The sequence below is a fragment of the Streptomyces poriferorum genome, from assembly GCF_019399235.1.
In the GTDB taxonomy this organism is placed as follows: Bacteria; Actinomycetota; Actinomycetes; order Streptomycetales; family Streptomycetaceae; genus Streptomyces; species Streptomyces poriferorum.
This window is the reverse complement of the sequence record NZ_JAELVH010000281.1, coordinates 1-8,590: the sequence shown is the minus strand read 5'-3', so window position 1 is coordinate 8,590 and position 8,590 is coordinate 1. Positions and strand designations below refer to the sequence as shown.

General features: G+C 73.6%; 8 protein-coding genes and 1 pseudogene. 2 read left to right on the top strand and 7 right to left on the bottom strand.

Annotated elements, in window-relative coordinates:
• The first annotated feature begins 123 nt into the window (after positions 1–123).
• Positions 124–543: a group I truncated hemoglobin gene (locus JGS39_RS32770; RefSeq protein ID WP_219573399.1), complete on the top strand. Its 420-nt coding sequence runs from the start codon at positions 124–126 to the stop codon at positions 541–543.
• Here JGS39_RS32770 and cobC read toward each other — a convergent pair.
• From cobC to cobM, 5 genes are read right to left on the bottom strand one after another with little or no spacing between them, the layout of a single operon-like run.
• Positions 533–1,627, bottom strand: a complete 1,095-nt coding sequence (cobC, locus tag JGS39_RS32765; protein WP_219573398.1) for an Rv2231c family histidinol phosphate aminotransferase CobC — start codon at positions 1,625–1,627, stop codon at positions 533–535. The genes JGS39_RS32770 and cobC overlap by 11 nt on opposite strands.
• Positions 1,611–2,522, bottom strand: coding sequence for a sirohydrochlorin chelatase (locus JGS39_RS32760; protein ID WP_219573397.1), 912 nt, complete (start codon positions 2,520–2,522; stop codon positions 1,611–1,613). Before JGS39_RS32760 ends, cobC begins: the two co-directional genes overlap by 17 nt.
• 56 nt (positions 2,523–2,578) lie before the next feature.
• Positions 2,579–4,303 (bottom strand): precorrin-3B C(17)-methyltransferase, encoded by a 1,725-nt coding sequence (gene cobJ / locus JGS39_RS32755; protein ID WP_219573396.1) that lies wholly within the window; start codon positions 4,301–4,303, stop codon positions 2,579–2,581.
• Positions 4,300–5,559 (bottom strand): precorrin-6y C5,15-methyltransferase (decarboxylating) subunit CbiE, encoded by a 1,260-nt coding sequence (gene cbiE / locus JGS39_RS32750; RefSeq protein ID WP_219573395.1) that lies wholly within the window; start codon positions 5,557–5,559, stop codon positions 4,300–4,302. Before cbiE ends, cobJ begins: the two co-directional genes overlap by 4 nt.
• A complete protein-coding gene (cobM, locus tag JGS39_RS32745) occupies positions 5,556–6,395 on the bottom strand; it encodes a precorrin-4 C(11)-methyltransferase (protein WP_219573394.1) in 840 nt (279 codons plus the stop codon). The genes cbiE and cobM overlap by 4 nt, the downstream gene beginning before the upstream one ends.
• Positions 6,396–6,472: 77 nt before the next feature.
• On the opposite strand from cobM, the gene JGS39_RS32740 reads away from it, so the two are divergent.
• Positions 6,473–7,195, top strand: coding sequence for a ZIP family metal transporter (locus tag JGS39_RS32740; protein ID WP_219573393.1), 723 nt, complete (start codon positions 6,473–6,475; stop codon positions 7,193–7,195).
• 5 nt (positions 7,196–7,200) lie between these two features.
• On the opposite strand, the gene cobI is transcribed toward JGS39_RS32740, so the two are convergent.
• Both cobI and JGS39_RS32730 read right to left on the bottom strand, forming a co-directional pair.
• Positions 7,201–7,929: a precorrin-2 C(20)-methyltransferase gene (gene cobI, locus JGS39_RS32735; RefSeq protein WP_219573392.1), complete on the bottom strand. Its 729-nt coding sequence runs from the start codon at positions 7,927–7,929 to the stop codon at positions 7,201–7,203.
• Positions 7,926–8,590, bottom strand: a pseudogene (locus tag JGS39_RS32730) (cobyrinate a,c-diamide synthase); the annotation flags it as partial. The gene cobI and the pseudogene JGS39_RS32730, both read right to left, overlap by 4 nt.

Here is an 8,590-nt window from a genome sequence, read left to right as displayed (position 1 = left end):
GCCGTAGGAGGGGAGGGGAGCGGCGTTCCGCAGACGGAGCGCCGCTTCCCACTTGTCCGGCGGCGCCGACGAAATCGGACGACTGTTCCCGGACGGCGGAGATCGGCGCTATGTTCGGCTGCCATGGACCAGACCACAGACCCGGCGGCCCCGGACGAGTCGGCGCCGGAGACCCCCGCCGAGCGGCCGGACACCCTCTTCGAGCAGATCGGTGGCGCCGCAGCGGTCGCCGCCGTGGTGGACCTCTTCTACGCACGTGTCCTGGCCGACCCCGAGCTGACGCCCTACTTCGTGGGGAAGGACGTGACCCGCCTCAAGGCGCACCAGCGCGTCTTCGTCGGCAGCGCCCTCGGCGCCGCGGCTCCCTACACCGGCCGGGCCATGGGCCACGCCCACCAGGAACTCGGCATCACCGGGCCCCACTTCGACCGGGTCGTGGACCATCTCGCCGCGGCCCTGGCAGACGGCGGCGTCGATGCCGCCACCATCGGCCTGATCGCCGCGAAGCTGGCCCCCCTCAAGCCGGACGTCGTCAGCGGCTGACCGCGGACAGCGCCTGCAGGGCCTGGTCGAACGCCTGGAGGAACCGGTTGGTCGTCGTGCGGTCCCGTACCGCCAGCCGGAGCCACTCGTCGCCGAGCCCCGGAAACGTGTCGCCGCGCCGTGCCGCGAAACCGAGCATCCGCAGCCGCTCACGTATCTCCGCGGCCCGCTCCAGCCGGATCAGCACGAACGGGCCCTGCGCCGGCTCCATGACCCGTATCTCGGTGAACTCCCGCAGACCCGCCACCAGATGGCAGCGGTCCACCGCGATCCGGTCCGCCGCCGCAGCCGCCTCGGCCAGCGCCCGCGGCTCCACACACGCCTCGGCCGCCGCCAGCGCCGGGGACGACACCGGCCACAGCGGCTGCGCCTCCTCCAGGGTGCGGATGGTCTCCGGCGCGGCCGCCACGTACCCGATCCGCAGCCCGGCGAGCCCCCACGTCTTGGTGAGGCTGCGCAGCACCACGAGCCCGGGGATGTCCGTACGGCCGCACAGCGCCTCGCGTTCGCCCGGCACGGCGTCCATGAACGCCTCGTCGACCACCAGCGTCCGCCCGGGACGCGCCAGCCGCTCCAGCACGGCCGCCGGATGCAGCACCGAAGTCGGGTTGGTCGGATTGCCGACCACCACCAGATCCGCGTCGGCCGGCACGTCCGCAGGATCCAGCCGGAAGTCGTCCCCGGCCCGCAGCAGCACCCGTCCCACCTCGTGCCCGGCCGCGCGCAACGCCGCCTCCGGCTCGGTGAACTGCGGATGCACCACGACCGGTCTCCGGGCCGGCAGCGCGCGGGCGATCAGCACGAACGCCTCCGCCGCACCCGCCGTCAGCAGGAGCCGTTCCGGCGGCAGCCCGTGCCGGGCGGCGACCGCGGCGCGCGCGGCGCGCCCGTCCGGGTACGCGGCGAGCGTGCCCAGGGACGCGGCTATCCGCTCCTTCAGCCAGGCCGGTGGGGTCCCGGCCCGTACGTTGACGGCGAGATCGGTCAGATCCCGGCCCCGTCCCCGTACCTCCGCGTCACCGTGATGACGCAGATCGTGCGCGCCCGCGCCTGTAGCGTCGGGACTCTCAATGGGAGTGTGCATGACCGCCATGGTGGGGGTGGTGGTGATGGCCGTCGTCGTCAGGGTGGAAGTGCGGCTGCTGCGGCAGTCCCACCTTGTCCTCGAAGCCCGGCAGTGCGATCCGGTACACGCAAGAGTCGCAGTTCATCCGCAGATCGCCCTTGACGGCCTCCCGGTAGCGCTCCATGACCAGATCGAGCAGTTCTTCCGCGGCACCGATCACCTCGGCCGGCCGGACGTCCAGCTCGGGGTGGGCGGCGGCCCACTCCGTGGTCTGGTGACGCACCCGGTCCGGCAGGATGCCCGTGAAGAGGAAGTACGGCAGAACGACTATGCGCCCCGCACCCAGCTTCACGCAACGGTCCAGACCGGACGGCACATCAGGGGCGGCCAGCGAGACGAAAGCCGTCTCCACACCCGCGTAGCCCCGGCCCTCCCAGAACAGCCGCGCGGCCTTGTGCACCTCGGCGTTGGCGTCCGGGTCGGTGGAACCGCGCCCCACCAGCAGAATCGTCACCTCGGACCGGTCCGTGTCGCCCAGCACCTCGTCCACCCGTCGCTCCAGCACCTTCAGCAGCGCCGGATGCGGGCCCAGCGGACGCCCGTACGTGTACGAGATGCCCGGGTGGCGCTCCTTCTCGCGGGTCAGCGCCGCCGGGATGTCGCCCTTGGCGTGGCCGGCCGACACCAGCATCAGCGGGACGGCGGCGAAGTGCCTGACCCCCTGCTCGACGAGCTCGGTCACCGCGTCGCCCAGCGGCGGCGGCGACAGTTCGATGAAACCGCCCGCGACGGGCAACTGCGGGTTACGGGCGCCGAGTTCGGCCACGAAGTCACGGAAGGCGGCGGCCCCGCCCTCGTCCCGGGTGCCGTGGCCGGCGATGAGCAGTGCGGGACGGTCGGTCGGGGTGTTCACGGATGCTCCTGGGTGTTCATGGGGGGTGGGGTACGGGGTGGTGGTGGCGGCCCGGTTCACGAAGCCGCCTCCGGCGCCGGGGCGGCCGTGGCCGACTGCCAGCGGTAGCCGCGCGGGGTGACCATGCGGCCCGCGATCTCGCGGGTGGCGGTGTTGCCCACGGTGACGACGGTCATCATGTCGACGACCCCCGGGTCCAGCGCCGCGAGCGAGGTCACCCGGCTGGACTCGTCGGGCCGGGAGGCGTTGCGTACGACTCCGACCGGAGTGGCCGGGTCCCGGTGTTCCGACAGGATCGACAACGCCTTCGGGAGCTGCCAGTCGCGGCCCCTGCTGCGCGGGTTGTAGAACGTCACGATGATGTCGGCCTCGGCCGCGGCCCGGACCCGGCGCTCGATGACCTCCCACGGTGTGTGCAGATCGGAGAGGCTGATCGAGACGTGGTCGTGGCCCAGCGGGGCGCCCAGGATCGCCGCCGCCGCCAGCGCCGCCGTCACCCCCGGCACACCCACCACGTCGATGTCGGCGCCCGCCTCGGCCAGCGCCGGCGACGCCATCGCGTAGACCCCCGCGTCACCACTGCCGATCAGCGCCACGGCGTGGCCCTTGCGTGCTTCGGCGACCGCCGTGCGGGCCCGCTCCTCCTCGGCCCCGAGGCCGGACTCCAGAACCGTCGTACCCGGCCGCAGCAGATCCCGGATCTGGTCGACGTACTGATCGAGCCCGACCAGCACCGACGCCCGCCGCAGCTCGTCGCGGGCCCGCGGAGTCAGCAGGTCACGCGCCCCGGGTCCGAGTCCCACGACCGCGAGCCGCCCACGGGGCGCCCGGCGCACCACGGCACACGTGGCCATGGCCGCCCGCCCCTCGGGTGCCGACTTCCGCTTCGGTACGAGGAGTTCACCGCCGCCGGCGAGTGCCGCGGCCTCCGCGACCGAGGGCGTTCCGACCGCGGCGAGGGGCGCGTCCGACGGATGCGGGACCTCGATCCGGGCCAGCTCCTCGGCCGGGTACGTACGCAGCGGCACACCGAGCCGTGCGGCGGCGGCCACGATTCCGGGCTCCTGCGCCTTCGCGTCGACGGTCACCAGCTCCGCGATGCTCAACGGCGAGAGACCGGCCCCCGCCAGCGCGTCCCGGATCAGCCCGAGCACCTCGTCCGCGGGCGCGTCCTTCGACGCACCGACCCCGACGACGAGCGAGGCCGGCCGCAACACGGCCTCCCGCGCACCGAGTTCCACGACCCGGTCGGTGAGGTGCAGCACCGCCGACCCGGTCGCGCAGGGGCGCACATTCGGCGGCAGCGCGGGCAACGGCCGTACCGAGTCCGCCCGCAACGCCACCGGAGCACCGTCCAGCATCGCCCGCGACACCCCGGCGACATCCCCCTCCACCGGGAGGCCCAGCATGTCCAGCCCGGGCACGCCCACCGCGTCCGTCGCCGTCGTCACCACCGGGGCCGCGCCGAGTACCTCACCGACCGCCACCGCCAGGGCGTTCGACCCGCCGCCGTGCCCGCCGAGCAGCGCCACCGCGTGACGCCCCGCCTCGTCGACACAGACGACACCCGGGTCGCCCGCCTTGTCCGTGAGCAGCGGCGCGACCAGCCGCACCACGGCCCCCGTCGCGAGGAAGCACACCAGTTGCTCGCACTCGCCGAACGCCCGCTGCACGGCCTCGCGCACCGGACCGTCGTAGACCACGGCACGGCCGGGCCAGGCCGCGGCCAGCCGGTCACGGGCGACGGCGCCCGCCGCCGTCGCGGAGATCAGGCCGATCACAGGGTTGCTCCTTCATTCGCACCGGCCGAGGGGCGGACGCCCCACAGCAGAAAGACCGGGTTGGCCGCGGCGAGCCGGGTCACGTCACCGGGCAGGGGCGCCAGCCGCGACGACTGCAGCAGGACACCCTCGGGCTCCAGCCCGGCGGCGGCCAGCGCCGACCGCACCGGCCCCACCCGGTCCAGGGCCGCCACCGCGACCACGACCGCACGCCGTGCCCGCCGGGCACACGCCGTCACGATCGCCGGCAGTTCGTGACCGCCGCCTCCGATGAACACCGCGTCCGGGTCCGCCAGATCGGACAGCACTATGGGCGCGGCACCGTGCACCGCCCGCACGTACACCCCGTGCGCGGCGGCGTTCGCCCGGATCCGCTCGACCCCGTCCGCCGTCTTCTCGACAGCCACGGCGGCCGCGCCGAGCCGCGCGCACTCCACCGCCACCGAACCCGAACCGGCACCGATGTCCCACACCAGATCACCCGTGCGCGGCCCGAGCCGGGCCAGCGCCAGCGCCCGCACCTCGAACTTGGTGATCATCGAGTCGCGGTGTTCGAACTCCGCCTCGTCCAGCGCCCAGCCGGCCGGACCGACCGCCGGACCCGCCACCGTGCGTACCGGCGAAAGGGCCCGCGACTCGTCCAGGCACAGCACCACATTCACCGGATCGGGCCACTCACGGCCCGCCGCCTCATGAAGCGTCAGCCGCTCGACGCGCTCGTGCTCCGGATCCCCGAGCGCCGTCGCGACGACCAGGGTCCGCTCCTCGCTCCGGTACAGCAGCCCGGCCGCCAGCTCGGCGGGCCCGGCGCCCGGTCCCGTCAGCACCGCGACCTTCGGGTGCGCGAAGCACACGTTCACCGCGGTCCGCGGATCCCGGCCGTGCGCGCTCACGACGACCGCGTCGTCCCACGGCAGCCCCAGCCGGGCGAACGCCACCGCGATCGACGGTGCCCCCGGCCGCACATCGAGCGCCTCGGGCCCGAACCGTTCCGCCAGCGCCCGCACGATCCCGAAGAACCCCGGATCACCGGAGGCCAGCACCACGACCCGCGCCCCGTCGTCCTCGGCGAGGTGCTTCCCGATCCGGTCGAGGGCCGGGGCCAGGGGCCCCAGCACCACCCGCCCGGCGCCCGCCGGAAGCGCGGCGGCGTCCAGATGACGCCGGGCCCCGACCACCAGCGTGGCCGCCGCCACCGCCCGCACGGCTTCGGGCGTTGGCGGCGCCCCCGTCCCCGTACCGAAGACCCGGATCACGAGCCGGACCGCTGGGCGCGCAACTCGGCCCGCGCCGCCCTGTCGGCCTTGCGGTACCCGTGGAAGTGGCCCGGGTGGTACAGGTGCGAACGCGTCCCGGACGCCGACAGGGCCGGGCCGACCAGGAACAGCGTGTGCTTCCAGAGCTTGTGCTCCTTGACCGTGGTCTCCAGCGTCTCGATCGTGCAGTGCAGGATCAGCTCCTCCGGCCACGTCGCCTGGTACGCGATCACCACCGGCGTCGACGTCGGATAGCCGCCCTCCAGCAGTTCCTGCGTCAGCTGACCGGACCGGGCCGCCGACAGGAACAGCGCCATCGTCGTGCCGTGCCGGGCGAACTCCCGTACCTCCTCGCCGGGCGGCATCGGCGTCTTGCCGCCACCGAGCCGGGTCAGGATCACCGACTGCGCCACCTCGGGAATCGTCAGCTCGCGCTGCGCGATGGCCGCGACCGCGGAGAACGACGACACCCCGGGCACGATCTCGACCCCGACCCCCAGCTCGCCGCACCGGTCGACCTGCTCCTGGGTGCCACCCCACAGCGCCGGGTCACCGGAGTGGATCCTGGCGACCTTCAGCCCGTCCTCAGCCGCCCGCCGGTACACGGCGACGACCTCTTCGAGTGACATCTGCGCCGAGTCGAGGATCTCCGCGCCCTCCCGGGCGTGTTCGAGGACCTCCTCCTGCACGAGGCTGGCCGCCCAGATGACGATGTCGGCGTCCGCGATGGCCCGCGCCGCCCGGAAGGTCAGCAGATCGGCGGCGCCGGGGCCGGCACCGACGAACGTCACGGTGCCACGGGTGGGCGCGGCGGCTGCGTCGACTGCTTCGGACATGGAACGGGTCCTTTCGAGAACGTGGATCGTGGGATTCGGGGATGCGCGCACCGGGGTCAATCGGCTAGCAAGAGCCCATGGCGGTGTTCGTCGCGCTCGGCGCGTTCCTGATGACCCTGGTCGGCGGCTGGGTCGCCCAGCGCGTCACCGACCGCCGCCACCTGGTGCTCGGACTCGCCGGCGGACTGATGCTCGGCGTCGTCGGCCTCGACCTGCTGCCGGAGGCCATCGAGGCCGCGGGCGGCCTCGTCTTCGGCGTACCGGCGGCCCTGCTGCTGTTCGTGGGCGGCTTCCTCTTCGCGCACCTGGTGGAGCGTCTGCTCGCCGTACGCCAGGCGGCACACGGCGCGAGCGAGGAACGCGTGCCCCAGGTCGGACTGACAGCGGCCGCCGCCATGGTCCTGCACAGCCTGATGGACGGTGTGGCGCTCGGCGCGGCCTTCCAGGTCGGCGGCGGCATGGGAGCAGCCGTCGCCCTCGCCGTCATCACCCACGACTTCGCGGACGGCTTCAACACGTACACGATCACCAGCCTGTACGGGAACGCCCGCCGCAAGGCCCTGACGATGCTGTACGCGGACGCGGCGGCGCCCGTCATCGGCGCGGCGACGACGCTCGTGTTCACCCTTCCGGAGCAACTTCTCGGCTGCTATCTCGGCTTCTTCGGCGGCGCCCTGCTCTACCTCGCCGCAGCCGAGATCCTGCCCGAGGCGCACCACGAACACCCGGCCCGCTCCACCCTGCTGTGCACGGTCGCCGGGGTGGGCTTCATCTGGCTGGTGGTGGGCCTGGCGCAGTGACCGCCTCACAACTTGCCGCCCCGCCCGCCGTCGCGCGGCGCCGGCGCGATCAGCGTCGAGAGGTACGGCAACGGCCCGTCTGCCAGCTCCGCCGCCGGCCGGATCGACTCCTCCGGCAGCCCGAGCGCCGAACCCCACACCGCGTCCTCGGTCCGCCCCGTCTCGCGCAACGCCGTGGCGACCTCAGCGGCCAGCCGCCCGAACTTGTACGCGACGACCGTCCCGGGCCCCTTCAGCGCCTCCCTCAGCACTTCCGCCCCGGCCGTGACCGGAACCAGAGTCAACGGCTCGGTGCCCTCGGTCAGCACCGCGCCGCTGCGCGCGGCCAGCTCCTGCATCGCCGTGATCCCCGGCACCGTCACCACGGCCGTACCCGGCAGCAGCTCACCGATCGTGTGCGCGAGATACGTGAACGTCGAGTACACGTTGGGGTCCCCGATGGTCGCGAACGCCACCGAGCCATGCGTACGCAGCAGCTCCGCGACCCGCGCGCCCGCCGCGTCCCACGCCGCCTCCCGGCGAGCCCGGTCCGTCCGCTCGTTGAGCGCGAACACGACGCGCACGACCTTCTCGGCACCGACGTAGTGCAGCACCGTCGCCTCGGCGCGGCCGCGCTCACCGGTGTCCATCACGGGCACCACGACGACGGCGGCATCACGCAGCGCGTTGACGCCCTTGACGGTCACCAGCTCCGGATCACCGGGTCCGACTCCGACCCCGACCAGCGTGTTCATCCCTTGCACCTCTCCACGAATCGGCGGGCCGTACCGGGCGCCGAGGCCCAGTGCGTATGCAGATAACTCGCGTGCACGCCCTGCTGCACGAACCCCTCGACGCGCCGCTCCGGCTGGTGCATGCCCCAGGCCGGAGCATCCCCGGCGCCGGGTTCCAGCACGGTGCGGTGGAACTCGTGCCCCCGCATCCGCGTCCCGGCCACCGCCAGCACACTGTCGGAGAGCGCCACGGCGTCCCGGTAGCCGAGCGTCAGCCGCTCCGACATCCGCGCCCCGGCGTCCAGGACCCCGCACATCGGCAGCCCGTCGAGCGACCGCGCCAGATACAACAGCCCCGCACACTCGGCGGCCACCGGAGCCCCGGAGTCCGCCAGTTCCGCGACGGCCTTGCGCAACGGCTCGTTGGCCGACAACTCGGGGCCGTACACCTCGGGAAACCCGCCCCCGACGACGAGCCCGGTCGTCCCCTCGGGCAACGCCTCGTCCCGCAACGGATCGAACGGCACGACGGTGGCCCCGGCGGCGGCGAGCAGCTCGTTGTGCTCGGCGTAGGAGAAGGTGAAGGCGGGCCCGGAGGCAACGGCAACCACCGCTCCCGGCCCCGTGGGCGTACTTTCCATCCCCTCGGGGGCGTATTCCATCCCCTCCGGCGTTTGAGGAG